The 24,591-nt window shown below is 68.9% G+C and carries 24 protein-coding genes; 16 read left to right on the top strand and 8 right to left on the bottom strand.

Features of this window, described 5'->3' with window-relative positions; all coding sequences use genetic code 11:
• Nucleotides 1-2 precede the first annotated feature (2 nt).
• The 3 genes from RAH40_RS18020 to RAH40_RS18010 are packed head-to-tail and all read right to left on the bottom strand — an operon-like array spanning nt 3 to nt 3,097.
• Nucleotides 3-932, bottom strand: a complete 930-nt coding sequence (locus RAH40_RS18020) for an ABC transporter permease (RefSeq protein WP_306598983.1) — start codon at nt 930-932, stop codon at nt 3-5.
• Nucleotide 933: 1 nt separating this feature from the next.
• Entirely contained in the window at nt 934-2,076 is a 1,143-nt protein-coding gene (locus RAH40_RS18015) for a hypothetical protein (protein WP_306598982.1), read from the bottom strand.
• 16 nt (nt 2,077-2,092) lie between these two features.
• The gene (locus RAH40_RS18010) at nt 2,093-3,097 is read right to left on the bottom strand and encodes a DUF4388 domain-containing protein (protein ID WP_306598981.1); all 1,005 of its coding nucleotides are present in this window, start codon (nt 3,095-3,097) and stop codon (nt 2,093-2,095) included.
• 180 nt (nt 3,098-3,277) lie between these two features.
• On the opposite strand from RAH40_RS18010, the gene ribB reads away from it, so the two are divergent.
• The 3 genes from ribB to trxA are packed head-to-tail and all read left to right on the top strand — an operon-like array spanning nt 3,278 to nt 5,208.
• The gene (gene ribB / locus RAH40_RS18005) at nt 3,278-4,351 is read left to right on the top strand and encodes a 3,4-dihydroxy-2-butanone-4-phosphate synthase (protein ID WP_306598979.1); all 1,074 of its coding nucleotides are present in this window, start codon (nt 3,278-3,280) and stop codon (nt 4,349-4,351) included.
• A gap of 29 nt (nt 4,352-4,380) precedes the next feature.
• Nucleotides 4,381-4,845 carry a Crp/Fnr family transcriptional regulator gene (locus RAH40_RS18000; protein WP_306598978.1) on the top strand — a complete coding sequence of 155 codons (465 nt, stop codon included), beginning with the start codon at nt 4,381-4,383 and terminating at the stop codon, nt 4,843-4,845.
• A 42-nt stretch (nt 4,846-4,887) separates the two neighbouring features.
• A complete protein-coding gene (trxA, locus tag RAH40_RS17995) occupies nt 4,888-5,208 on the top strand; it encodes a thioredoxin (RefSeq protein WP_306598977.1) in 321 nt (106 codons plus the stop codon).
• A gap of 29 nt (nt 5,209-5,237) precedes the next feature.
• Here the strand turns inward: trxA and RAH40_RS17990 are convergent, their stop codons facing one another.
• Entirely contained in the window at nt 5,238-6,155 is a 918-nt protein-coding gene (locus tag RAH40_RS17990; protein ID WP_306598976.1) for a response regulator, read from the bottom strand.
• 30 nt (nt 6,156-6,185) lie between these two features.
• Nucleotides 6,186-7,442 (bottom strand): 3-deoxy-D-manno-octulosonic acid transferase, encoded by a 1,257-nt coding sequence (locus tag RAH40_RS17985; protein ID WP_306598975.1) that lies wholly within the window; start codon nt 7,440-7,442, stop codon nt 6,186-6,188.
• A gap of 45 nt (nt 7,443-7,487) precedes the next feature.
• Here RAH40_RS17985 and RAH40_RS17980 point away from each other — a divergent pair, with 45 nt between their 5' ends.
• The 5 genes from RAH40_RS17980 (at nt 7,488) to RAH40_RS17960 (ending at nt 13,732) form a co-directional block, all read left to right on the top strand.
• Nucleotides 7,488-8,471 carry a GTP-binding protein gene (locus RAH40_RS17980; protein ID WP_306598974.1) on the top strand — a complete coding sequence of 328 codons (984 nt, stop codon included), beginning with the start codon at nt 7,488-7,490 and terminating at the stop codon, nt 8,469-8,471.
• 119 nt (nt 8,472-8,590) lie between these two features.
• On the top strand, nt 8,591-9,184 hold the full coding sequence (locus tag RAH40_RS17975) for a rhodanese-like domain-containing protein (RefSeq protein WP_306598973.1): 594 nt from the start codon (nt 8,591-8,593) through the stop codon (nt 9,182-9,184).
• Nucleotides 9,181-9,639 carry a MauE/DoxX family redox-associated membrane protein gene (locus RAH40_RS17970; protein WP_306598972.1) on the top strand — a complete coding sequence of 153 codons (459 nt, stop codon included), beginning with the start codon at nt 9,181-9,183 and terminating at the stop codon, nt 9,637-9,639. The genes RAH40_RS17975 and RAH40_RS17970 overlap by 4 nt, the downstream gene beginning before the upstream one ends.
• A gap of 42 nt (nt 9,640-9,681) precedes the next feature.
• Complete coding sequence (locus RAH40_RS17965; RefSeq protein WP_306598971.1) at nt 9,682-11,292, top strand: ABC-F family ATP-binding cassette domain-containing protein; 1,611 nt, start codon at nt 9,682-9,684, stop codon at nt 11,290-11,292.
• Nucleotides 11,293-11,311: 19 nt separating this feature from the next.
• Nucleotides 11,312-13,732 (top strand): SIS domain-containing protein, encoded by a 2,421-nt coding sequence (locus RAH40_RS17960; RefSeq protein WP_306598970.1) that lies wholly within the window; start codon nt 11,312-11,314, stop codon nt 13,730-13,732.
• A 173-nt stretch (nt 13,733-13,905) separates the two neighbouring features.
• Here the strand turns inward: RAH40_RS17960 and RAH40_RS17955 are convergent, their stop codons facing one another.
• The gene (locus RAH40_RS17955) at nt 13,906-14,109 is read right to left on the bottom strand and encodes a hypothetical protein (RefSeq protein ID WP_306598969.1); all 204 of its coding nucleotides are present in this window, start codon (nt 14,107-14,109) and stop codon (nt 13,906-13,908) included.
• Between the two features lie 210 nt (nt 14,110-14,319).
• Between RAH40_RS17955 and gatE the strand changes: the two genes are divergently transcribed.
• Together gatE and gatD are read left to right on the top strand one after the other, a co-directional pair.
• Nucleotides 14,320-16,242: a Glu-tRNA(Gln) amidotransferase subunit GatE gene (gene gatE / locus RAH40_RS17950; RefSeq protein ID WP_306598968.1), complete on the top strand. Its 1,923-nt coding sequence runs from the start codon at nt 14,320-14,322 to the stop codon at nt 16,240-16,242.
• A complete protein-coding gene (gatD, locus tag RAH40_RS17945) occupies nt 16,239-17,657 on the top strand; it encodes a Glu-tRNA(Gln) amidotransferase subunit GatD (RefSeq protein WP_306598967.1) in 1,419 nt (472 codons plus the stop codon). Before gatE ends, gatD begins: the two co-directional genes overlap by 4 nt.
• Before the next feature lie 3 nt (nt 17,658-17,660).
• Here the strand turns inward: gatD and RAH40_RS17940 are convergent, their stop codons facing one another.
• On the bottom strand, nt 17,661-18,074 hold the full coding sequence (locus RAH40_RS17940; protein ID WP_306598966.1) for a hypothetical protein: 414 nt from the start codon (nt 18,072-18,074) through the stop codon (nt 17,661-17,663).
• A gap of 133 nt (nt 18,075-18,207) precedes the next feature.
• Nucleotides 18,208-18,810, bottom strand: a complete 603-nt coding sequence (locus RAH40_RS17935) for a hypothetical protein (protein WP_306598965.1) — start codon at nt 18,808-18,810, stop codon at nt 18,208-18,210.
• 95 nt (nt 18,811-18,905) lie between these two features.
• On the opposite strand from RAH40_RS17935, the gene RAH40_RS17930 reads away from it, so the two are divergent.
• From RAH40_RS17930 to rodA, 6 genes are read left to right on the top strand one after another with little or no spacing between them, the layout of a single operon-like run.
• Complete coding sequence (locus tag RAH40_RS17930; RefSeq protein ID WP_306598964.1) at nt 18,906-19,175, top strand: glutaredoxin family protein; 270 nt, start codon at nt 18,906-18,908, stop codon at nt 19,173-19,175.
• 38 nt (nt 19,176-19,213) lie between these two features.
• The gene (locus tag RAH40_RS17925; protein ID WP_306598963.1) at nt 19,214-20,257 is read left to right on the top strand and encodes a rod shape-determining protein; all 1,044 of its coding nucleotides are present in this window, start codon (nt 19,214-19,216) and stop codon (nt 20,255-20,257) included.
• Between the two features lies 1 nt (nt 20,258).
• Nucleotides 20,259-21,146, top strand: a complete 888-nt coding sequence (gene mreC / locus RAH40_RS17920) for a rod shape-determining protein MreC (protein WP_306598962.1) — start codon at nt 20,259-20,261, stop codon at nt 21,144-21,146.
• The gene (locus RAH40_RS17915) at nt 21,143-21,622 is read left to right on the top strand and encodes a hypothetical protein (protein WP_306598961.1); all 480 of its coding nucleotides are present in this window, start codon (nt 21,143-21,145) and stop codon (nt 21,620-21,622) included. The genes mreC and RAH40_RS17915 overlap by 4 nt, the downstream gene beginning before the upstream one ends.
• 3 nt (nt 21,623-21,625) lie before the next feature.
• Nucleotides 21,626-23,497 (top strand): penicillin-binding protein 2, encoded by a 1,872-nt coding sequence (mrdA, locus tag RAH40_RS17910; protein WP_306598960.1) that lies wholly within the window; start codon nt 21,626-21,628, stop codon nt 23,495-23,497.
• Nucleotides 23,494-24,579: a rod shape-determining protein RodA gene (rodA, locus tag RAH40_RS17905; RefSeq protein ID WP_306598959.1), complete on the top strand. Its 1,086-nt coding sequence runs from the start codon at nt 23,494-23,496 to the stop codon at nt 24,577-24,579. The genes mrdA and rodA overlap by 4 nt, the downstream gene beginning before the upstream one ends.
• Nucleotides 24,580-24,591 lie beyond the last annotated feature (12 nt).

Raw genomic sequence — 24,591 nt, 5'->3', positions numbered from 1 at the left:
AACTAAGCGCCGCGCTGCTCCATCAGGGCTTCGGACTTCCGCAGCGCCCTCTGGGTGCTCCAGAAGCCCCACAGGGCGCCGAGGGCGCCGGTGGCGGTGCCGATGAAGGCGATCAGGGCGAGGTTGCCCGCGGAGAAGAAGCCGAGCCTGGCCAGCTCCACCAGGAGCGGCGACAGGCGGCCCATGCCGTGGGCCACGGGCCACCAGAGGCCCAGAAGGCCCAGGACGGCCACCATGCTGGCCAGGAGGCCCAGCACGCCGCCCTCCACCAGGAGGGGGGTGCGGATGAAACCCTCGGTGGCCCCCACCAGCCGCATGATGGTGATCTCCTCCTCGCGGGTCATGACGCACATGCGGATGACGTTGCCGGTGGCGAAGCCCGCGGCCACCAGCAGCAGGACGCCGAAGGAGCTCAGGGCCGAGCGCATGAGGCGGGCCGTCTTCTGGAGGCCCTCCAGGCGCTCCTGGTCCACCACCACGTCGCCCACGCCGGGCAGGGAACGCAGGCTCTCGCCCACCTCGATGGCCTTGCGCGCGGCCAGCAGGTCGGGGCGCAGGCTCAGCTCCAGGGTCTCGGGGATGGGCTCGCCCAGGCTCTTGAGCATGAGGCCGGCGTCGCGGGTCGTCTCCATGAATCGCCGGGTCGTCTCCTGGGAGGAGATGCGCCGCACGGCCGCGAAGCGCGGGTCCCGGCGAAGCTGGCCCTCGGCCTGGTCCAGCCCGCCGCCCTCGTTGGCGAAGACCGTGATGCGGGCCAGGCCCTCCATGCGCGAGACCCACCGGTCCAGTCCCTGCACCACCAGCAGGCCCCCGCCGGCCAGGAGCAGGCCCGAGGCCAGGGTGAGCACGGCCAGGAAGTGCTGGCCCCGGTGCCGGAACAGATCGTTGACCACATCGCGGACCAGCAGCCCGAGGAGCCGGAAGAAGACCATGCTACTTGCTCCCGTCCAGGGCCAGGCCCCGGATCTCCACGCCGGCGGCCAGGTAGTAGCGCACGGAGGCCGCCTTCGACGAGGGGCCCTTCCAGACGCGCAGGAGGTTGGCGCCGGTGCCCGTGGTGGTGGCGGAGGAGGTGAAGTCGGCCCCCACCATCCAGTCCTTGACCCTGGCATGCGCGATGAGGCGCAGGCCGGCCAGGGCGGCGGCGGTGTCCGGCATCACGGCGAAGGGGGCCTGGTTCATGTTGCCGACGGAGAACTGGCCCTGGTTGACGGCCAGCACCGCGCTGCCGGAGGCGATGGGGCGGGCCACGTAGAGCCGGTTGAAGGTCGTGTCGTAGGCCAGGGAGGCGTAGGCCGGCGTGGTGGAACCGTCCCACAGGAGGGTGCTGCCGCCCACGAGCACCTGGGTGTTGTACTGGAACGAGGACCCCGAGGAGAGCCGGAGACGCGGCCCGGAGTTGAGCACGCCCAGGGTGTCGGGCACCGTCGCCCCGCTGCGGAAGAACCCGATCAGGTTGCCCGAGCCCGCCGCGGCGATGGCCGCGCCCCCGGTGTCCTGGGAGACGGTGCTGTCCAGGTAGCTGCCCGCGCCGGCCACGCCGCCCGAGCCGATGGCGCCGGGGCTGTTGACGATCCAGATGCGCCAGGCGTTGCTCGAGCCGGTCTCCAGCACGTAGAGGGTGCCGGTGGAGGTGTCGACGGCGGCCTGGGAGAACACGCTCGACGAGAGCCGGTCGGAGCTGGTGTTGCCCAGGGTGAAGGTGACGATGTCCGTGGTGGAGCTGAGGGTGCCGTTCTGGGTGCTGGCGTTGTTGACCCGCACGACGCTGCCGGTCTCGGAGACGAGGTACAGGCTGTTGGTGCTGGGGTTCAGGACCATCCCGCCCCAGGCCAGGGTGCCCAGGTTGGTGATGACGTCGGCCTTGATGACCCGGGCCGCGGCGGGGGCGGTGCTGTCCGCCGCCAGGTTGGCGATGGTGTTGACGTCGTCCCACGCCAGCACCTGGTGGCTGGCGTTGTCGTAGACGTAGAGAGGCGTGGTTCCGGTGTCGCCGGGCTTGGGATCCACGCACGCCAGGGTGCCCAGGAGCGCGAGGATGGCGAGGAGGGCTGAGGTCAGGCGGGATCGTGTCATGCGGGCTTCCGGGGCGCTACTTGGCGAACAGGGCCTTCAGGTGGGCGTTGAGGTTCTTGACGGTATCACCGTCGCACCCGGCGTCCACGGCTCCCCGCGAAACGGCCAGGGCCAGGTTCTTGACCGCCTCCGGGCCTTCGCCGGCGACGAGCTGCTGGTTGGCCTTGGCCTGGAGGCGGTGCACCATCTCGTGGTGCTCCGGCGGCAGGGCGCCCTTGGCGGTCTGGACGATGCGCTGGGTGAAGTTGGTGAGCTTGGCCAGCCGGACCGGATCCTGGGCGGGGACCATGGGCTTGGGCGCGGCCGGGGGCGGCCGCAGCTCGACCCGCACGGGCATCTCGGGCTCCGCCGGCAGCTGCGGGGGCTCCGGGGCGAGGCCCATGGGCTCGGTGACCGGGTGGACCTCCGGCTCCGGGGGGGGCGGCGGGGGCGGGAGGGGGGCCGGGAGGGGCTTTTCCGCCACGGGCGCGGGCTTGCCGGGCACCTCGGGGCGCTTGCCGCTGCGCACGCCCCTGAGCACCACGTGGCCGCCCATGACGAGCCCGTAGAGGTCCTTGGCGATGTTGAGGACGGGCTTCTCCAGCACCTCGGCCAGCTCGGCGACGGTGTAGTAGCCCGTGGCCAGGGTCAGGAGCCGGGCCTCCCGGGGGTTCACGCCCGAGGGCGTCTCGCCGGGGAGCAGCGTGGTGTGGGGGTGCAGGTCCAGGGAGGGGATCTTCTGGCTGATGACCCGCCATTCGTCCATGCGGCGGTGCATCTCCATGAGGATGGAAGGGTTCGGCTTGGTGATGGTCACCTCGACGCCGCCGTCGTTCTCCTCGAAGTGGTAGTGCCCGTCCAGCCAGAGCGCCACCTCGTAGATGGCGTCCAGACCCTCGCAGTCGTTGGAGACGGCGTGGACGATGCGACCGTCCTTCAGGTAGATGCGCGCCTTGTGGAACTCCTCGGAGACATGGAAGCAGCCGGTCTTCCCACCCTGGCTCACCAGCTGGATGATATCCGGCAGGGGCGCCTCGCGCATTGAACCTTGGATAAGACCCTGGGACATGGAGATCCCCTCTCTCATAAGTGTATGCTTGGACAAAATCCTAGCATGATCCCCCGCTGGGTGCTCCCGGTGCTTGGATGCCGCGAGCCTTCCGCAGGTTCCCCGGGGGCGGGGGGACACTTCTGAAATACAATCATCTTTTCGGGATCTGCCGTGACCACACCTTTTTCATCGATCGAAACGGCCATCGAGGCCATACGCCAGGGCCGGATGGTGGTTGTCGTGGACGACGAGGACCGGGAGAACGAGGGCGACCTCACCCTCGCGGCCGAGCACGTCACCCCCGAGATCATCGCGTTCATGGCCACCCACGGCAGGGGGCTCATCTGCGCCACCCTGGAGGGCCCGCTCCTGGACCACCTCCACATCCCCCAGATGGTCCAGGACAACACCAGCCCCTTCGAGACCGCCTTCTGCGTGAGCGTGGAGGCCCGGGAGGGCACCTCCACCGGGATCTCCGCCCACGACCGCTCGCGCACCATCAAGGCGCTGGTCGCCCCGGGCGCCAAGCCCTCGGACTTCGTCAAGCCCGGCCACGTGTTCCCCCTCCGGGCCAAGCCGGGGGGCGTCCTCGCCCGCACCGGCCAGACCGAGGCCTCCGTGGACCTGGCGCGCCTGGCGGGCCTGCACCCCTCCGGCGTCATCTGCGAGATCATGAAGGACGACGGCACCATGGCCCGGGTGCCCGACCTGGTGCCCTTCTGCGAGAAGTTCAACCTGCCCCTGGTGACCGTGGCCGCCCTGGTGGCCCACCGGCTGCGCGTGGACCCCATCATCCGGCGCGTGGGCACCACGGTGCGCGAGACCGCCTGGGGCACCCTGAAGGTGCACCGGTTCGAGAGCCTCCTGGACGGCAGCCAGCACTTCGCCTACGTGCTGGGCGAGGTCGAGGGCGGTCCGGCGCCCCTGGTGCGGGTGCACCAGGAGACCCTCCCGGACGACCTGGACGGCTTCGGCAAGCTCACGCCCACGCCTTTCCACGAGGCCATGGACGCCATCCGCTCCGAAGGCCGGGGCGTGCTGGTCTACCTCCGCCGCCCCGGCACCGACCCCGAGATCCCGCCCCAGGCCCCCCTGAGCGACCGGGATGTGGGAGTAGGCGCTCATATCCTTGTATCCCTTGGAGTTAAAGAAATGCGGCTCCTGAGCAGGGCGGAAAAGAAGTATATTGGTCTCCGGGGCTTCGGCCTCGACATCGTCGGACACGTTCATCTGGACGCCCATTGATTAGTACACAATTCCTCCGAGACTCTCCGTTGTTCAGGGACCTGGACGAGACGGAGCGCGCCCAGGTGCTCATCATCGGCCAGGTGCGAAGCTACCGGGCGGAGGAGGTCATCTTCCGGGAAGGCGACGCGGGGGACGGACTGTACATCGTGATCGACGGCACCGTGCGCATCTCCAAGCACACGGCCACCGGCGAGGAGGCCCTGGCCATCCTCGAGCCCAACGCCTTCTTCGGCGAGATGGCCCTGGTGGACTTCTCCACCCGCGCCGCCGACGCCGTGGCCAACGTCCCCAGCGAGGCCTTCTTCATCCCGCTCCGGGAGTTGCGCACCCTCATCGAAGCCAACCACGGCATCGCCCTGAAGGTGCTCTACGCCCTCTGCGAGGTGCTCACCCAGCGCCTGCGCGACACCAACGAGCGGTACATGACCGTGTTCACGCTTGCCCAATGGGGGGGAGGCATGACCCAGGACAACCTGTTCCCCATTCCCTGAGCCGGACCCAGCCGGCCGCTTCACGAACCATGAAGGAGATCCATGTCAGATCTAGTCAAGCACATCACCGACGCCGACTTCCAGCAGACCGTCGCCACGGGCGTCACCCTCGTGGACTTCTGGGCCCCCTGGTGCGGCCCCTGCCGCATGATCGCTCCCATCCTGGATGAGCTGGCGGGCGAACTCCAGTCCCAGGCCCAGATCGTCAAGATCAACGTCGACGAGAACCCCGTCGTCGCCGGCCAGTTCGGGGTCATGTCCATCCCCACCCTCCTGCTCTTCAAGGACGGCAAGAAGGTCGACCAGAAGGTCGGCGGCCAGGCCAAGCCCGCCCTGAAGGCCTTCATCCAGCAGGCCCTGTAGGACGCCTCCGCGCTGGCGGGGAAACCCCGTCAGCGCGGGTCCTTCTTGTTGAGGACGAGCCTGATCTCGTTGCCCCTGGCGTTGTGCACCACCTGGTCCATGACCAGGAGGATCAGCGGAAGGCCCCGGCCGCACTGCTTGTTCAGGTCCACGTCGGAGAGGGTGGAGACGGTCGTCGTGTCGAAGCCCGGGCCGCCGTCGCGCACGGTCACCGTGAAGCTCTCGGGGGAGAGGACGCTCTCCACCTCGATGAGGCGGTGGGCGTAGCGGGGGTCGGCGAGGCGCTGCTGGAGCTGGGTCGCGTAGGCGTCGGTCTCCGCGAAGATGTCGCCCTTCAGGCTGGAGTCCAGCTCGAGGCAGCCGTGCTCCAGGGCGTTCACCAGCGCCTCATGGAAGGCCATGGCGATGACGTCCACGTTGGAGGCCTTGGCGAAGCCCATGGGCACGAGGCGGTCCGTGAGGTGGGAGACGAGGCTGGGAATGTCCAGTTCCCCGGCCAGGGTCTGGAAGGAGCGGCGCTCCTCGGTCATGCCCCGGAGGCCCGTCTCGGCCAGGCGGATCTCCCGGTGGAGGTCCACCAGATGGAAGACGCTGTTGACCAGCTCGCGGATCGTCAGGGGCTTCTGGAACAGGTTGGAGGCGCCCATGCGCATGGCCCGGATGGCGTAGTCCAGGCTGGCCTGGCCCGTCATGAGCACCACCGGCAGGCCGGGCCGGGTGGCCTTCACGCGGTTGATGACGTCGAAGCCGTCCATCCCCTCCATGTTGATGTCGGAGATGACCAGGTCGAACAGGGGCGAGGCCGGGTCCTCCAGCAGGTGCAGCGCGCGGTCCCCCTCGGAGAAGGCGTGGACCTTCATCCCGAAGTGCGTCAGGGCGTCGCCCACCATCCCCAGAACGGCCACATCGTCGTCGATCAGGAGCACATTGGGGGGAAGCGTGGTCATGGGCGGGACTCCGGGATGGCCGACGATACCTTATCGGGGAGGGGGTAGGCAGTTCTTGAGAATCGTTACGGTTTTTTCTAAAGAACCGGCGAGACCCTCCGGATAGGGTACCGGCTTCCCGGCCTGGGCGGGACGCAAAGAAGCGCCATCCAACAGTTCGGTTGTCCGTTCGCTCAGCCGCTCAAGCGGGACGACCTCCACGAGCCCGGCCTCCAGCAGGGGGACCACCAGGTCCTCGAAGTTGGTGAAGCCCGGCCCCACCAGCGTCGGCAGGCCCCACCGGACCGGTTCCAGGGGATTGTGGCCGCCGTGCCAGGCCCAGCCCCCGGCCACCAGGGCCAGCGTGCCTTCCCGGTAGGCCGAGGCCAGGTCGCCCAGGGTGTCCAGCAGGAGGATGTCGCAGGCCTCCCAGGCCTCGGCCTTCTGGGGCCAGACCTCGGAAGCCCGGCGGAAGGCCCGGCCCGCCAGCAGGGCCGCGGCCTCCGGGAAGCGCCTGGGCTGGCGCGGGGCCAGGATGAGGCGCAGGTCCGGATGCCGCGCCCTCGCGGCCTCCCAGGCACCCAGGACCACCTCCTCCTCGCCTTCCACGGTGTTGCCGGCCACCAGGACGGGGCTGGCCGCCCAGGCCCGGCGCAGGTGCGCCCAGCCCGCGTGCAGGGAGCGCGGCGGCGGAAGGTCGGCCTTGAGGTTGCCGCCCAGTTCCACCCGCGGCGCCCCCAGTTCACGGAACAGCGCGGCGCTCGCCGCATCCCGGGCTGCCACCAGGGTCAGGCGCGAGGCGGCCCGGGCCATCCAGGGCCCGCCCCGGCCGAGGCTGCGCCGGGTCAGCCTGCCGTTGACCACGCACCGCGGCACGCCCAGCGCCTCCAGCTCCCGCAGCAGGTTGGGCCAGATCTCAGTCTCCAGGCTCACGAAGGCCCCGGGCGGCACCTTCAGGAAGGACGCCAGCCCTTCCGGGTCGTCCAGGGGGAAGGCGCCCCCGGTGACCCGGCCCGTGCCCCCGTCCCACCCCGGCAGCCGCCGGGCCAGGAGTGCCATGCCGTTGGCGGTGCCGGTGGTCACGTGCACGTGATGCCCGCGGTCCCGCAGCACCGCGAGGATCCCCTCGGCCAGCACCAGCTCGCCCACGCTCACGGCGTGGAGCCACAGCCAGCCTTCCGGAAGGTCCGCCGGGGCCGCGGCCTCCAGGCGCAGGCGCCAGTCCGGGGGCAGCCCCCGGGAGAGGGCCCGGGCCACGGCGCCCGCGAGGGCGACGGCCCCCAGATAGCTGCTGTCCACCAGGTCCATGGCTCCAGTCTGCCATGATTGAGGTCGCCAACGAAAAGGTCGCAGATGCTCGAAGTCCTACTGGTCACAGGCCCCCTCGGTTCGGGAAAGACCACCGTCGTGAACCGGCTCCTCAAGGCCGAGCTCGCGCGCGGCGGCAGGGTCGCGGTGCTCATCAACGAATTCGGCTCGGTGAGCGTGGACGGCATCCTGGTGGATGCGGAGCGCCCCGAGCTGGCCGGCATCGCCAACCTGGTGGACGGCTGCGCCTGCTGCAGCCTGAAGGCCGACGTGGTCAAGGTGCTGGCGGACTGGGCGGCCCTGCCCGACGGGCGCCGCCCCGGGCGGGTGGTGCTGGAGACCACGGGCCTGGCCGACCCCACGGACCTGGTGGACCTGGAGGAGGACCCGGCCCTGGGGGACATCCGCCTCGCGGGCTGCCTCACGGTCGTCTCGGCCCTGGCCCCGCTCGGGCATCTGGAGCAGAAGGCCCTCCTCCGCCGCCAGGCGGCGCTGGCGAGCCTGGTGTACGTGAGCAAGGCCGACGCGGACCCCAGCATGGCCCTGGCCTGGGAGAGCCAGCTGCGCGCCGCCTTCCCCCGCCACGCCATCTGGCGGACCCGCATGGGCGCGGCCCCGGAGGGCTGCCCCGATCCCTGGGAGGGCGTGATCCCGCCGGCCCCGGCCCCGGCGGGCGCCCCGAGCTTCGCCCAGGCCCGGGCCCTCACCCTGCGGTGGGACCACCCGGTGGACCCCGAAGGCCTGGAGGCCCTCCTCCTGCGCCGTCCGGACCGGGGGGAGGTGCTGCGGGCGAAGGGGGTGTGCGCCTTCCAGGGGTGGCCGGCGCGCAACGACGGCAGCGACCGCTGGGCCTTTCAGCTGGCGGACGGCCGGCTCGAGATCACGCCCCTGCCCGCCCTGGCCGGCGGCGCCCTGGCCCCCATGGCCGCCGTGGTGATCGGCCTGGAGCTGGACCGTTCGGCTTGGAACCGGCAATTGCGGGTCCTGGAACGCCCGCCGGCGGGGGCACGGAGGAAGGTCGCCCTGTGATGCGTAGTAGACTGGCCCCGCCGCCCGGAGCGTGCCAGGGCGGAGAAATCCAACCCGGCCATCGAGGAGAAGATGTCCTTGATTCGGAAAACCAGGCTCCCCGAGAATTGACGCTGCCCATGTCCCGCCTCGCCCACCACCTCGCCCGCGCCCTGGCCTTCCTGGCCGCGGCGGTGCTCCTCGGGGTGGCCGCCAACCACTTCGCCGCCCCCAGCCGGAAGCTGGCCTGGCTGGGCCGGACGCCCACCGAGCCCGCGGCTCCGCCCGCGGACCCGCCCGCGGACCCGCCCGCCCCTGAACCGGCCCCCGGGCCCGTGCGGACCGCACCCCGGGCCGCGGATCCCTTCCATCCCTCCTCCACCCAGGCGGTGCGCGAAATCAGCTCCGAGGTCGCATGGTCCGCCTTCGGCCGCCGCATTCCCTTCCTGGACGCGCGGCGCACCTCCGATTTCGAAGAGGGCCACGTGGCCGGGGCCTGGAGCGCCCCGGTATGGGAGTCCGACTGCGACCGGCGCATCACCGAGTTCGAAGCCCGGGCCAACCCCGGCATGAAGGACCCCGTCGTGATCTACTGCACCGGCGGCTGCGAGGACTCCAAGCTCCTGGCGGCCAAGCTCCAGGGCCTGGGCTACCGGAACCTGCTGGTGTACACCGACGGCTTCCCGGACTGGACCGCCAAGGCCCGCCCCGTGGCGAAGGGGCCCCGCCCATGATGCGAAGGCTCACGCACCCCTGGATCACGGTGAGGGCCCAGATCGCCCTGGGGGCGGTCTTCATCGTGGCGGCCCTGCCCAAGATCGCCGACGCGCCCGGCTTCGCCAAGGCCATCTGGAACTACCAGCTCTTCCCCGCCTGGAGCGTGCACCCCACGGCCCTGGTGCTTCCCTGGCTGGAGCTCCTGTGCGGCCTGGCCCTGTGCCTGGGGCTGTGGACCCGGGCCGCGGCGGCCTGGCTCGGGGCCCTGCTCCTGGCCTTCCTGGTGGCCCTGTCCATCAACCTGGCCCGGCGCCACCCGGTGGACTGCGGGTGCTTCTCCACCCAGGCCACGGCCCGGTCCGTGGACGAGCGCGTGGCCGACATGCGGTGGGCGATCCTGCGGGACCTCGGACTCCTGCTGCTGGCCGCGCAGGTGCTGGTCGCGGCGGGCCGCCGCAACCAAAGCTCGTGAATATGGGAAAACCCTGATAGAATATAGGGTTCTGGGGGAAACATGCTCGGTGCCCAAAACGTGACCATGCGCTTCGGCGCGAGGATCCTGTTCGAAGACGTGACCACGACGTTCCAGCCGGGGCGCCGCTACGGCCTCACGGGACCCAACGGAAGCGGCAAGTCCACCTTCATCAAGCTGTTCACCGGGGAGATGGAGCCCACCACCGGCACCATCCACCGCCCCCGCAAGATGGGCGTGCTGGCCCAGGACCAGTTCGCCTTCGATGCCTTCCGCGTCGTCGACACCGTCATCATGGGCAACAAGCCCCTTTGGGACGCCCTGCAGGAGCGCGACCGCATCTACGAGAAGGCCGAGATGACCGACGCCGACGGCATGCGCCTGGGCGAACTCGAGGGAATCGTGGCCGACGAGGACGGCTACACCGCCGAGGCCGACGCCGCCATCCTCCTGGACGGCCTGGGCGTCCCCGAGGAATTCCACGAACGCACCATGGGCGAGATCCAGGGCGGCCAGAAGGTGCGGGTGCTGCTGGCCCAGAGCCTGTTCGGGAACCCCGAGGCCCTGCTCCTGGACGAGCCCACCAACCACCTGGACCTGGACTCCATCCACTGGCTGGAGAACTTCCTGGCGCGCTACAAGGGATCGCTCGTGGTCATCTCCCACGACCGCCACTTCCTCAACGCCATCTGCACCCACATCGCCGACATCGACTACCAGACCATCATCCAGTACACCGGCGGCTACGACGACATGGTCATGCAGAAGATGCAGATCCGCTCCCGCCTGGAGTCCGAGAACAGCGTGCGGGAGAAGAAGATCGCCCAGCTGCAGGACTTCATCCAGCGCTTCGCCGCGGGCACCCGCAGCAGCCAGGTGAACTCCCGGCGCAAGGAGGTGGAGCGGCTCACCCCCAACGACCTGGCCCGCAGCAACATCCAGCGCCCCTACATCATGTTCGGCCAGAACAAGCCCGGCGGGAGGCACGCCCTGGAATTCGAGGACGTGTGCAAGGGCTACGACCAGGAGGATGGACGGCAGGAGGTGATCCGCAACTTCACCGCCAACGTCGCCCGGGGCGAGAAGATCGCCCTGGTGGGCCGCAACGGCGCCGGCAAATCCACGCTCCTCAAGGCGCTCCTCGCCAACGCCCCCCAGGTCACCGAGCTGGACCGCGCCATCGACTCGGGCACCGTGAAGTGGGGCCACGAGGTGAACGTGGGCTACTTCGCCCAGGACTTCCGCGAGTCCATCCCCGGGGGCTACGCCCTGGTGGACTGGCTCCGGCAGTTCGACCCCGATGCCCTCGTGGAGCAGATCCGGGGCGTCCTGGGCCAGATGCTCTTCCGGGGCGAGGAGGGGATGAAGCGCACCGAGGTCCTCTCCGGCGGCGAAGGCTGCCGCCTCATGTTCTGCAAGCTCATGCTCCAGAAGCCCAACTTCCTGGTGCTGGACGAGCCCACCAACCACCTGGACCTGGAAGCCGTCATCGCCCTGAACACCGCCCTGCAGCGCTACGAGGGCACCGTCATCCTGGTCACGCACGACGAGGACCTCATCGACGAGGTGGCCACCCGCATCTGGAACGTCACCGACGACGGCATCGAGGACTTCCAGGGCACCTACGCAGAGTTCCAGGCCAAGCACAGCTGAAGACTTAGGGAGACCCGCCATGTGTGGAATCGTTTCCATCTGTTATGGCGCGGAGAGCCCGTGCCTGGGCTTCGAGGGCGGAGAGCTCCTCAAGCGCCTGGAATACCGCGGCTACGACTCCACCGGAGGCGCCTTCGTGGGCGCGGACGGCCACATCCGCCTCCTCAAGAAGGTCGGCGCCCCCAGCCGGGTCGTGGTGGACCTGGCCATGGACCAGGAGAAGGGGCAGCGTTTCATCGGCCAGGTGCGCTGGGCCACCTACGGCGCGGTCACCGACGTCAACAGCCAGCCCCACCACGTGCGGTGCAAGGTGGAGATGGTGGGCGCCCACAACGGGAACATCTCCAATACGGACGCCCTGAAGACCTGGCTCGCCGAGCGCGGCCACCGGGTGGTCTCGGACAACGACGGCGAGATGATCACCCACGTGGTGGAGGAGTTCTACGCGGCCGGCCTGGCCGGGCCCGCGCAGGCGCCCGAAGGTCCCCGCGGCGGCGGAGTCCCGGACGCCGCGGTCCTCTTCATCGACGCCGTGCGCAAGGCCGACGCCACGTGCGAGGGTTCCTACGCCGCGGCCTTCTGCGATCCCCGGGTTCCCGGCGTGGTCGCCGTGAAGTCCGGGTCGTCCCTCTACGCGGGCCTGGGCACGGACGCCTTCGGGGAATTCGTGGTGGTCTCCAGCGACCTCACCTCCGTCCTCAGCAAGACCCGCATGCTCATTCCCCTTTCCGAAGGGGAGGGCCTCTGGTTCACGGAGCGGGAGTACGCGGTCTTCCCCCTGGCGGGGGCGCTGGCCTTCTCCACCCCGCGGCCCAAGCGGTCCAAGCTCAACGTGCGGGACACGGGCCTGCGCGCCCCCTTCCGCTACTTCATGGACCAGGAGATCGCCTCCTCCCCGGAGAACCTGGAGGGGATCCTCCGGTACTACTTCACCGACCCCGCCACCGAGGGCCTCTTCCACGCCTTCGAGGAGCGCCTGGACCTGGGCAAGGCCCTGCTGGCCAAGGTGGCCGCCCTGCACGAGGCCGCGGACGAGCCCGCCCTCGTGGAGGCATTCCGGCGCCTGCGCGCCGACCCCGTGCACCTGGAGCTCGCGGCCTGGGTCCGGCCCCACATGGCCACCCTCGCCCCGGCCGACCCGGTTTCCGACGAGCGCGCCCTTCTGGCGGACCTCCTGCGCCTGGAGCCCGGAGCGGGCATGGACCTGACCCTCTACGACCACCTCGTGGTGTGGAAGAAGCAGCGCCGGGTGACCCGCCACCTGCAGGACCTGGTCCACGCCATCCGCACCGCCCCCGGCCGCGTCTTCCTGGTGGCTTCGGGCACCTCCCACCACGCCTCGCTGGTGGCGGCCTACTTCTTCAACAACCTCTCCGGCATCGGCGTGTTCCCCGTGAACCCCGGCACCTTCCGGTCGATGTACCTGAACACCCTGGCCCCCGGGGACCTGCTCATCGGCATCACCCAGTCCGGCGAGACCAAGGACCTGGTGGACATCTTCCAGGACGTGCAGGCCCGCATCCCCTCCCTGCGCCGCATCGCCCTGGTGAACAACGAGAACAGCCGGATCCCCCAGGAGCTGGTGGAGTTCTACCTGCCCATCCTCTGCGGCCCCGAGATCGCCGTGGCCGCCACCAAGAGCTTCCTCAACCAGATCGCCGTCCTCTACGTGATCGCCGCCTCCTTCTCCCTCACGGACCGCAAGATCGCCGCCAAGCTCAAGGCCGCGGCCGACCTGGTGACCCGCACCCTGGAGACCTGCGGCCCCGACGTGGAGGAGGCCGCCCGGCGCCTGCACCTGGAGCCCTCCCTGCACATCCTGGGCACCGGCCTCATCGGGCTGGCCCGGGAGGGCGCCCTCAAGATCCGCGAAGTGGTCCTCAACCACGCCGAGGGCTACGACGCCGCCGAGTTCAAGCACGGCCCCAACACGATCCTGGGCAAGAACACCCTCTTCTCCATCGGCGACCTGGCCGGCCTCCTGGAAGGCTACGAGGCCAAGCGGGACGGCCGCCCCTTCGCCGGCGGCATGGCGGCCCTGCGCACCTGGCCCGAACTGGTGGAGGCCCACTTCTCCAACTACCCCCTGCTGTTCGTGTGTCCCTCGGACGAGCGGGACGTTCGCATCACCATCAGCCAGATCCACACCCACAAGATCCGGGGCGCCGACATCCTGCTGATCGCCGAGAAGAACCCTGAAGTTGCCATGGCCGTGGCCGGCAAGCCTTCGGGACAGGACCGCTACTGGTCCAAGTACCTGGAAGTGCCCGCGTCCTCGGACTCGAACCTCTTCGTGTTCGCCGCGTCGATCATCCTGCAGCGGCTCGCTTTCCGCATGTCGGTGCTGAAGATGGAATACCTGGACGAACTGAAGGTGGTCGACCACGGCGTCCATCCCGACAGCCCGAAGAACGTATCCAAATCAATTACTGTTGATTGATCTATTCTCAGCGGTCCTCTGCGAGTCCTCAGCGCGTTTGGTCCCTTTCTTAACGACATAACGAACGTTTGGTCAATGGGCCAGCCTCGAGAACCCGTCGAGGAAAAAACCAAACGCGGAGGCGCTGAGGGCTCGCAGAGGGTCGCTGAGAAACGAATTTGGGAATCAGGTTCTCAATGCTCGTCCCGCTCCGCCTTCGGCTTGTCGCAGCAGGTCCTGCAGCCGGCCTTTTCGCAGGCCTTGTCGCAGTGGCGGTCGCAGGCCTTGTCGGCCTTGCAGCAGGTGGCCGGACAACAGGCCTTCTTCGGGGTGTCGGAAACGCCGGCGGCCGCCAGGGTTAAGGAACCCAGAACCAGGGATATGAGTAGTTTTGTCATCGTTGCTCCTAAGGGCCTTCAGGCCATGCGAGTTAGATGGGCACGGCCCCGTTTTATTCCCGCTTTCCAAGGGATGAATGCGCGGCACTTCGCATTCATCGGGATGTGACGGGGATCATCAATCCCGCGCTCCACGCGGTCCCAGCCTTGACGGAGCGCTCGCCCAAGGGCGACCATCCCTCAAGAAGCCCTTACCCTTATAGGTGCGGAATGATCGAGAAGCTGGACTATCAATCGGCAGGATTGATTTCGGGCCTGGAGGTGCATCAGCAGCTCCTGACGGCCCACAAGCTGTTCTGCCGCTGCCCCGCCGGCCTCTACACCGACTCCCACGACGGCGAGGTGCTGCGGCACATGCGCCCCACCCTGAGCGAGCTGGGCGAGTACGACGGCACGGCCCTCATGGAGTTCAAGACGAAGAAGGAGATCATCTACCTCCTGAACCACCTCAACGTCTGCACCTACGAGATGGACGACACGCCGCCTTTCCTGGTGAACCAGGAGGCCATCGACGTGGCCATCGAGCTCTGCCTGGCCATGGGCATGGACATCATCGACGAGGTGCACATCGCGCGTAAGCAGTACCTGGACGGCTCCATCCCCACGGGCTTCCAGCGCACGGCCATCGTGGGCATGAACGGCGGGCTCCCCTTCAAGGGCCGGAACCTCACGGTGACCCACCTCTCCATCGAGGAGGACTCCTGCCGCGAAGTGAGCGACAAGGGGCACCGCATCGTGTGGCGCACGGACCGGCTGGGCATGCCGCTCACCGAGACCGTCACGGGCCCGGACCTGCGCACGCCCGAGGAGGTGCGCGACGCCATCACCCTCTGCGGCCTGGTGGCGCGCAGCACGGGCCGGGTGCGCACGGGGCTGGGCGCGAGCCGGCAGGACGTGAACGTCAGCGTCAGGGGCGGCAGCCGCGTGGAGATCAAGGGCGTGCCCAAGGCGGGCTACGCCGTCAAGCTCGTGCACAACGAGGGGGTCCGCCAGGTGAACCTCCTGCGCTTCAGGGAGGAGCTGAACCGCCGCGGCATGCGCGAGCCCTCGGACATCCGCACCACCGCCTTCGACGTCACCGACATCTTCCAGGGCGTGGACCTGGGGTTCATGCAGCGCGCCATCCGGGGCGGGGGCAGGATCTTCGCCGTCAAGCTCGAGGGCGGCATGGGCCTGGCCCAGTTCCCCACCCAGCCCGACACCACCTTCCTGGACGAACTGAGCGGGCGCATCCGGGTCATCGCGTGCCTGGACGAGGCTCCCGTGGTCCTCAGCGGCCAGCACCTGCCCGAGTTCCCGGCCAAGCACCGGGTCCTGGACCGCCTCCGCCGCAAGCTGCGGGTGGCGGAGAACGACGACTACTACATCGTCTGCGGCCCGGAGGCCGACTGCCGCACCGCCGCCGAGGAGATCCGGCTGCGCTACGTCGACGCCCTCAAGGGGGTCCCCCAGGAGACCCGCCAGGCCATGGTGGGCGGCTTCACCACCTTCGAGCGGATCCTGCCCGGACCCGACCGCATGTATCCCGACACGGACTCCCCGCCCACCCGCATCACCGCCGAACGCGTCGAGGCCGCCCGCGCCCGCATGAAGCCCACCCCCTGGGAGCGCTTCCACCAGTTCGGCGCCTGGGGCGTGCCCCCGGAGACCACCGAGTTCCTCATCCGCAGGGGCGGCGTGGCCATCGTCGACGCCGTGGTGCAGCTCACCGGCGTGGACGGCCTGGTGGCCGCCGTGGAGATCGGGCAGCGGGCCAAGGCCCTCAAGCGCCGCGGCATCCCCATGGAGCGCCTGGGCGTGAACGAGTGGGTGCAGATCTTCGACCTCCTCACCGGGGGCCAGATCGCGCGGGAGGCCATCCCGGCCCTGGCCACCCACATGGCCGAGCACCCCGGCACGGGCGCCGAGACCGCCATGTCCGCCCTGGGCTTCGGCATCCAGCCCCGGGACGTGTGGAGCCGGCAGCTCTCCTTCCTGTCCATGGAGGACTACCGGATCGATCTGGGCGACTCGGACGCCAAGCGCCTGCGATTCCTTGCCGGGCGAGCCATGAAGGACCTGCTGGGCAAGGCCCCGGCCCGGGACGTGGCCGACTACCTGAGGACCCGACTCACCCAGGAGGCCTCCCGATGAGCGAAATCGAACGGGACGACCGCTACCAGGGCTACCGCGGCACCGCCCGCGCCGCCCTCGAACAGTACGGCATCGGCGTGTGGAGCGAAGTGGAGGTCGTCAACGACCGGGGCTCGGTGTTCAAGGGCGTGATCCTGCCCCGCAGCGAGACCTTCGACGATCTCCACATCGTCATCAAGCTGGTCAACGGCTACAACGTGGGCGTGGTGGCCTCCCGCATCGCCTCCGCCCGGGAACTGGGGTACAAGAAGGCCGTCTACAGGATCCCCGAGAAAGCCTTCCCGGTGGATTCCCGCAAGAAGAACGTCACGCTCCTGGGCACCGGCGGCACCATCGCCTCCCGCCTGGACTACCGCACCGGCGCCGTGATCCCCGCCTTCACCCCCGGCGAGCTGTACGGCGCCGTGCCCGAGCTGGCCGACATCGCCAACATGGACACCAAGAAGCTCTTCGGGGTCTTCAGCGAGAACATGGGTCCCGAGCAGTACATCGCCCTGGCCAAGGCCATCGGCGAGGAGATCGCGCGCGGGGTCGACGGCATCGTCATCGGCCACGGCACCGACACCATGAGCCACACCGGCGCCATCCTGAGCTTCATGGTCCAGAACTCCCCCGTTCCCATCGTCCTGGTGGGAAGCCAGCGCAGCTCGGACCGGCCCTCGTCGGACGCCGCGCTCAACCTCATGAACGCCGTGCGCACCGCCGCCGAGTGCGACATCGCGGAAGTGATGCTCTGCATGTTCGGCCCCACCTCGGACAACTACGACCTCCTGCACCGCGGCACCCGCTGCCGCAAGATGCACTCCAGCTACCGCAGCACCTTCCGCACCATCGGCGCCACCCCCCTGGCCACCGTGGCCCGGGAGCGCGGCGGGAACGGGCAGTACTTCACCTACCTCACCGACGACTTCCTCAAGCGCGACAAGAAGCGGGTCCCCGTCATCAACCCGAGCTTCGAGGAGAAGGTCACCATCCAGTACTACTACCCCAACTTCAACCCCGACATCATCGACGGCCTGTCCAGCATGGGCTACCGCGGCATGGTCATCGCCGGCACCGGCCTGGGCCACATCAACAAGCCCCTCTACCCCGCCGTCAGGCGCGCCATCGAGAAGGGCATGACCGTGGTCATGACCGTGCAGACCATCTGGGGCTACGCCCAGATGTACGTCTACGACACCGGCCGGGACCTCCTGAACCTGGGCATCATCCCCATGGACAACATGCTTCCGGAGACCGCCTACATGAAGCTGGCCTGGGTGCTGGGCCAGACCGACGACCCCGCGGAGATCCGGCGCATGCTGCTGGCCCCCGTGAACCACGAGATCACGCCGCGGGAGCCCCACAACGGCTACCTGGTCCTCCAGGGCGGCCTCCCCGAGGTGGAGGCCTTCATCGGCCAGCACTGGAAGTAGGGATCAGAGCCGCTTGGCGATCTTCAGCACGGCGTCGGAAAGGGTGACTCCGGTGTTGGAGAGGTTGAGCATGGAAAGATAGATCGAGGGCTTCCCCGATTCGTCCACGATGGCGGCGGAGCCTCCGGCCATGAGTAGTTCAAGCTTCCCGCAGATGATGAGGCGGCCGGCGGCCTTCAGGGTGCGCACCTCGTTCTCGTTGGCCGCCCAGGCCACCTTCGCGGCAGGGTCGTGGGTGAAGCCCATCTTCGTGAGCTGCGCCATCACGGCGGGATCATGGCAGGCGATCCGGCTGGGGGAGCCCGCGCTGATGGCCAGGATCTTGATGAACTTGGCCTGGGCCTCCACCGGGAGTTCGCCGCCGGCGAGGGGCAGGACCGAGAGAAGGCACGGGAGGGCGAATCGGGTGAAACGCATGGGGACCACTCCTGGAAAAGGGCTCAAGTTAAGACCGAACGTCCGGTATGTTATTGGATGCCCCAGGATAGCCTGAAAAACAAAGGCCCGCATAGGCGGGCCTTCGGAAATATCTATTTTTTAGCTGGTCGGACTACTGCGGGCCTTCGGCGGCGCGCCAGGCGGGGTCGATGGTGGTGGGGACCTGGGCCTTGGCGTCCTTCAGGAGGTTCTGGCTGGCGTCCTTGAGCTGCTCCCGCTTCCAGGCGTTGGGCAGCTGGGGCTTGGCCTGCTCGAAGGTGGGGAAGCCCTTGTCCTGGCCGGCGGCCTTGGCGCTGGCGGCCACCTTGTCGTAGAAGGCCTTGAGCTGGGCCTCGGTGGGCTCGATCTTGGAGATGGCCTTCTCCATGAGGACCTGGCCGTAGGCGTTGGACCTGGCGGCCTCCAGGAGGAGCCTGGCCTTGGCATCCTTGTCCAGGCCCTGCTTGTCGCCGAACTTGACCATGACCTTCTGGTCCACGAACTCGGCCAGGAAGCGGTTCCGCTGTTCCCTCAGCGCGGGGCTGGTGAGGAGCTCGTTGGCCTTGGCATCGTCGCCCACGAGGGTGCGCACGGCGTCGGAAAAGGCCTTCTCGGTGACCTTCTCGCCGCCGACGTTGGCCAGGACCTTGGAGGTGTCCTTGGAGACCTTGGAGCAGCCCAGGGCCACGACCACCAGGCCGCACATTCCGATCAATCGCGCGCAGCGCATATCCATGCTTTTCTCCTAAACATTTCAGTCCCAGAATGACATCGAAGGCATACCCTGCCTAGCGAGGATGCTCCATGTCTCCGAAGGAATTACTCAAAGATTTGAATCTCGAGGTATATACCGCCACATGGTGTCCGGACTGCCGCCGCCTGGACCGGTGGCTGGAGGAGGCCGGGGTGGCCCACACCACCGTGGACATCGAAGCCGTGCCCGGGGCCGCCGAACTGCTTGAGCGGGAAACCGGCAAGCGGGCCATCCCCTACATCCGGGTGGGGGGCACGGCCTGGGTCCGCGGCTACCACCGGGAACTTCCCCAGCGCCTGGACCCCGATCTTCTGGTCCGGGAGCTATTGGGGGCGGCGGAAGGCTGAAAATCATGGCAACCTAGGGGATTATGTTGGAGTGATCAGTGCCTACCCCCTTCTCGAGTCAATTCTGGTCCAATTTGTTCACGTCGGATCTGGCCATCGACCTGGGCACCGCCTCCGTGCTCATCTACACCCGCCAGGCCGGCCGGATCGTCGTTTACGAGCCATCCATTGTGGCCCTCAACACCCAGACCCACGAGGTCGAGGCCGTGGGTGACGAGGCCAAGCAGCTCCTGGGCCGCACCCCCCAGGGCGTGCAGACCATCCGTCCCATGAAGGACGGGATGATCTACGAGGTGGACGCCGCCGAGAAGATGCTGGCGGCCTTCATCAAGAAGGCCCGGCCCAACCGGGGCATCGCCCGCACCCGCATCGTCGTGAGCGTCCCCCCCCGGGCGCACCAGGTGGCCCGCAGGGCCGTCAAGCAGGTGTGCTACGACGCCAAGGCCGGCGAGGTCTTCCTCGTGGACCAGACCATGGTGGCCGCCATCGGGGCCGGCCTGGCCATCAACGAGAAGCGGGGCTGCATGATCGTCGATATCGGCGGCGGCACCACCGACGTGGCGGTCATCTCCTACAACGGCAAGGTCTTCTCCGACTCCATCCTGGTCGCCGGCGACGAGATGGATGAAGCGATCATCAAATACATCCGCGAGAAGTACAACGTCCTCATCTCCGAGGCCGCCGCCGAGGAAGTGAAGTGGAGCCTGGGCTCCGCCTACACCTCTGACAAGACCCGCACCATGAGCATCTCCGGCCGGGACCAGTTCGAGGGCCTGCCCAAGACCCTCACCCTCAACGACACCGAGATCCGGGAAGCCCTCGCCGAGCCCATAAGCGCCATCATCGACCTGGTGCGCAAGGCCCTGAACGAGACCCCGCCCCAGCTGGCCGCGGACCTCATCGACCGGGGAATCTGCCTCACCGGGGGCGGTTCCAAGATCCAGGGCCTCGACGTGCGCCTGAGCAAGGAGACCCACCTGCCCTGCTACCGCGCCGAGAACCCCGAGACCGCCGTGGTGCGCGGGACCGCCATGCTCCTGGAGGACATCCCCTTCCTGAGGCGGATCCAGATCCTCGACTAGCATGCGTCGCAGCGCCTGGGGCTGGAACCCGACCGGACGCAGGCGCTGGGCCATCGTGGTCCTCCTGCTGGGGCACCTCCTCTGGATCCTCCTGGGCCGGGGGACCTCCAACCGCTGGCGCCATCTGCTGGATCTGGTGTCCACACCCTCCCGGGCGGTGTCCGCGCGCCTGGAAATATGGAAGGACAACCGCCGGCAGAAGGTGTCCACGTACCGCGAGGCCGTGGCCGAGGTGGAGCGCCTGCGGGCCCAGGTGGCCGCCTTCCAGGCCGCGCGGGACGCCGCCGCCCCGCGCCTGGCCGAAGCGGAGGAGGCGACCCGCCTGCTGGGCCTCAAGAAGCTGCTGCCCCTGACCTTCCGGACCGCCCGCATCATCTCCAACGTCCGCCGGGCCCCCTTCGGGGGCATGATCCTGGACCTGGGGGAGGACGGCGGGCTCCAGCCCGACCAGGGCGTGATCTGCCCGGAAGGGGTGGTGGGCCGCGTATGGGACGTGGGCCCCACCCAGGCCAGCCTCCTGCCCCTGGACGCCTACAACGCCTCCACGGGGGTCATGCTGGCCCGCAGCCGAGCCACTGGCGTCCTGCAGGGCCTGGGGCCCGGCAAGGCGGCCCTGCGCTACATTGGTAGCCAGGAGGTCGTCCAGGTGGGTGAGCCCGTGTACACGTCGGGTCTCGACCGCAATTTCCCCCGGGGGCTCCTGGTGGGCTACGTGACCTCCGTGCGGCCCCGGGACACGGAACTGCAGGTGGAAGTGGCCCTTTCGGCCCCCCTGGACCGGGTCTCGCTCGTGCTGGTCCTGCCCCCGCGCCCGCAGCTGGAGCTCCAGGCGCCCGCGCCCCAGCCCCAGGCCGCCAAGCCCGGCCGGAAGGCGAAGGGGGCGAAATGACCGGCCAGGCCGCCCCCATGCTGCGCAGGCACGCCATCGCCCTGGCCGCCCTGGCCGGAATCCACTTCACCGCGCCCTGGCCCGGCATCCAGACGGTCTTCCACGTGTTCCTCGTGCTGGGCCTGGCGCCCGGGTTCACCACCCCCATCCAGGGCCTCCTCTGGGCCCTCGCGGGCGGGTGGGTCCTCGAGGGAACGCAGCGCCTCTACCCGCACCTGGGCGGCACCCCCCTGGCCAACTTGCTGATGTGCCTCCTGGCCTACTGGCTCGTCCTGCAGTGGCCGCCGCATTCGCGCAACCCCTTCTGGGGCCGCTGCGCGGCCCTGGCCGTGCTCCACTGGTTCCTGGCGAACCTCCTCGTGCGCTTCGCCGCGGGCCCCCACGCGTGGGGCTACGGTTGGATCTGGGCCGTCGTGGCCATCCCCCTTTGGGCGACCCTGGCCCTGAGGCTCCATCCCCCGATCCACCGGAGGTGACCGGTGGAGATCCTGAACCGCAGCCTCATCCACCGCCGCATCTCCGTGATGCGCACCGTCACCCTTTCCATGATCCTGGGCCTGGTGCTGGCCTACGGCTGGGTGCAGCTGGGCATGCGCCGGGAGATGCAGCGCCTGGCCTTCTCCCAGGCCGTGAAGACCCGCACCACCCCGGCCCCCCGCGGCATCATCTTCGACCGCAACGGCAACAAGATCGTGGACAACCGCCGGGCCCTGCACCTGGTCATCCAGAACGAGGACCTGCCCTCGGACCCCGCCCAGATCGACGCCCTGGCCCAGAGCCTCCAGCTGGAGCCCGAGCAGCTGCGGCGCCGGATCCAGGCCATCCGGCAGGCCGCGGGCAACCGCATGCTCACGCTCCTGGACAACCTGGACGATTCGGCGCTGGCCCGGGCCGAGGTGCTGCGCGCGCGGTTCCCCTTCCTCAGCATCGAAGTCGCCCCCCGGCGCGTGTACCTGGGCCAGGACCTGGCCGGCCACGCCCTGGGCTACGTGGGGGAGGTCACCCCCGCGGAGCTGGAGAAGAACCCGGACCGCTACCAGCTGGGCGAGATCATCGGCCGCACCGGGTTCGAGAGCTCGCGCAACGACCGCCTGCGGGGCGTGGACGGCCAGCGGAAGATCCTGGTGGACTACCTGGGCCGGGAAGTGGCCGTGTTCGGCCAGAACGAAGCCAAGCCCGGCCGCAGCGTCTTCCTCACCATCGACGCGGGCCTCCAGCAGACCCTCAAGGAGGCCCTGGGCACGGAGAACGGCGCGGGCGTGGTGCTGGACCTGCGTGACGGCGGCATCCTGGCGATGTATTCCAGCCCCTCGTACGACCCCAACATCTTCCTCAACCGGCTCACCCAGGAGCAGGTCGACAAGTACTGGAACAACCCCGAGCGCCCCATGCTGGACCGGGTCACCCAGGGGCGCTACGCCCCCGGCTCAACCTTCAAGCTCCTGGTGGCCCTTGCCGCCCTGGAGAAGGGCATCATCACCCCCGAGACGGCCTTCCACTGCGCCGGGCACAAGGTCTTCTACAACCGCGACTTCCGCTGCGACGCCACCCACGGGACCGTGAACCTCATCGCCGCCATCGCCCGCAGCTGCGACATCTACTTCTACGAGCTGGGCATGCGCCTGGACATCGACGACATCTACAACACCGCGGCCAAGTACGGCCTCACCGTGCCCACCGGCGTGGACCTGCCCCACGAGGCCACCTCGCGCGTGCCCAGCCGGGAGTGGAAGAAGCGGGTGAAGAAGGAGAAGTGGTGGCCCGGCGAGACCGTCAGCGTGGCCATCGGCCAGGGCGCCAACAGCCTCACCCCCATCGGCCTGGCGCGGTTCTACGCCATGCTGGCCACCCGGGGCAAGCTGCTGACCCCCCACCTCCTCTACGGCATCCGCCCCGAGGACAACCGGCCCATGGAGCTCTTCACTCCGCCCCCGCCCAAGGACACCGGCCTGGACCCTAAGATTCAGGCCGTGCTGGAGGAGGGGCTCTACGAAGTGGTCCACTCGGGCACCGCCGCGGCCTCAGCCCTGCAGGGCGTCACGATGGTGGGCAAGACCGGCACCAGCCAGGTCACCACCTTCGTGGACAAGAGCCACTACGCCAAGCTCGCCAAGAAGCTCAAGGACAACGCGCTCTTCGCGGGCTACGCGCCCCGGGAGAACCCCCAGATCGCCTTCGTGGTGGTGGCCGAGAACGCGGGCTTCGGCGCCTCCAGCGCGGCCCCCGTGGCCAAGAAGCTCGTGCAGTACTGGTTCATCGACCGCCTCAAGAAGCCCCTGCCGCCCCCCAGCGCGAAGATCCCGGACGAGTTCGCCCCGCCCCCGGCCCAGGAAGGCGGCGAGGAGCCGTGAAGGAGCGTCTGCGCGCCCTGGACACGGCCCTCCTGTGGCCCATGGTCCTGCTCGTGGTCATGGGCACGCTCACGGTCTACTCCGCGGGCCGCGGCACGGGCCAGGCCGGCCTCTGGGCCAAGCAGAGCCTCTGGAACCTCATGGGCTTCGGGGTCATGGCCTTCCTGGCCGGCGCCAATCCCAAGCGCATCTTCCGCAGCGGGTTCGCGCTCTACGTCCTGGGCATCCTGTCCCTGGCCCTGGTGCTCGTCGCCGGCCACCGCATCGGCGGCTCCCAGCGGTGGATCGTGCTGGCCGGCCTCACCTTCCAGCCCAGCGAGCTCATGAAGTGGCTGACCCTGCTCTTCGTGGCGCACCGCCTCGGCACCCGCCAGCCCCAGGACCTCACAGCCTGGGACCTGGCCGGGACCTCGGCCCTGGTGTTCTTCCCCATGCTCCTGGTGCTCAAGCAGCCCGACCTGGGCATGGCCGTGAGCTTCCTGCCCATCCTGGTGCTGATCCCGGTCCTCAAGGGGGTCAGGGCCAAGTGGGTCCTCCTGACGGTGCTGCTGGTCTCCCTGGGCGGCGTCGGGGCCTGGCAGAAGGTGCTCAAGCCCTACCAGAAGCAGCGGGTCCTGACCTTCCTGGACCCGGGGGCCGACCTCAAGGGCAAGGGCTACCAGATCAACCAGAGCCGCATCGCCATCGGCGCCGGCGGCCTCACCGGGCAGGGCTTCACCTCCGGCAGCCAGACCCAGCTCAACTTCCTGCCGGTGAAGACCACCGATTTCGTCTTCTCGGTGTGGGCCGAGGAGCGCGGCTTCCTGGGGGTCCTGCTGGCCCTGGGCCTTTTCGGCGTCGTCCTGAGCCGCATCCTCGACACCGCCGTGGCGGCGAAGAGCGCCTCCGAGACCTACTTCTGCGTGGGCGCCGCGGGCATCATCGCCCTGCACCTCCTGGTGAACGTGGGCATGGTCATCGGGGTGCTGCCCAACAAGGGCATCGTGCTGCCGTTCTTCAGCGCCGGGGGGAGCAGCACGCTCAGCTATTTCCTGGGGCTGGGCGTGGTGATGGCGGTCCGGCACCGGGCCCAGGTGAAATAGCCTAGAATTCCC

Source organism: Geothrix sp. 21YS21S-2, assembly GCF_030846775.1.
In the GTDB taxonomy this organism is placed as follows: Bacteria; Acidobacteriota; Holophagae; order Holophagales; family Holophagaceae; genus Mesoterricola.
This window is presented reverse-complemented; position numbering and strand designations above follow the sequence as displayed.